Source organism: Streptococcus sp. HMSC066F01, from assembly GCF_001837335.1.
Taxonomy (GTDB): Bacteria; Bacillota; Bacilli; order Lactobacillales; family Streptococcaceae; genus Streptococcus; species Streptococcus oralis_S.
This window is the reverse complement of sequence record NZ_KV832119.1, coordinates 257,921-258,850: the sequence shown is the minus strand read 5'-3', so window position 1 is coordinate 258,850 and position 930 is coordinate 257,921. Positions and strand designations below refer to the sequence as shown.

1 protein-coding gene and 1 pseudogene are annotated in these 930 nt (G+C 31.3%); both read left to right on the top strand.

Annotated features, from left to right (window positions below; genetic code table 11):
• Positions 1-217: pseudogene (locus HMPREF2655_RS08510) on the top strand (hypothetical protein); the annotation flags it as partial.
• 100 nt (positions 218-317) lie between these two features.
• The gene (locus HMPREF2655_RS08505) at positions 318-743 is read left to right on the top strand and encodes a hypothetical protein (RefSeq protein WP_065371783.1); all 426 of its coding nucleotides are present in this window, start codon (positions 318-320) and stop codon (positions 741-743) included.
• Positions 744-930: the final 187 nt, after the last annotated feature.

The window sequence follows — 930 nt, the reverse complement described above, 5'->3', positions numbered from 1 at the left end:
TCCTGGTTCGTGGTCTTGTGATGTAGAAATCAAATTTAAACATGAAGTAAAAATTAAGTATGGTGTTGGATATTCTGTAGACACTGAAGAAATAACAGATACTTCATTGGAATGGGAAAATAGAGTAAAAGATCGACAATTTTTAAATGAAAACAAGGGTAAAACTGCTTCGAAAATTAGGGTAACTTATTCTAATAATGACGAAGGAGAGCAATAATGGCATTTAGTTATACTGATAAACAACTCAATGAATTAAAGCATGGAAAGAATGTATATAGTGTCAATGCGGAATTTGCTGAGAAAAAGAGGAAATGATAATGAGTAAAGACAGATTAAGAAAAAGCTATAAACCATTATTCATAGTTTTACTATTCGTATTCATCACATTAGGAGGTGTTTTTATGTTTAGGTTGTTAGGAAAATCGCAAGAAGAACATCGGAATAGAGAGTATGAAGTTAGTTTGGTGAATGCCTTAAAGAATTCCTATGAAGGGATTGAAGAGATTAAAATTTCTAATCCAGAATACACAAGCCCTCCTGGTTCGTGGTCTTGTGATGTAGAAATTAAATTTAAAGATGAAAGAACTCTTTCATATGGAATTAATCATCATTTAAACTATAAAATCAATTATGGTGGCCGTCAAGAAACAAACGAAGATTGGCAGTATTTAGAAACTCATAGAGGGAAAACTTTAAAGTCAGTGAGAATTACTTATTCTGATAGCGAGCAAGGAGAACTATGATGAATTTCCATTATACTGATGAATAATTTAAACCAAGATTATACTGTTTATAGTGTGAACGAAAAGTCTTCAAGGAGAAAAAGGAGAAAAGCTTAAATGAATATTTCCAGCAATAAAAAAAGATATATAAGACTACTAATCGTTTTGTTACTCGTAGCCATCACAGCAGGAGCTATTTTTATGTTTA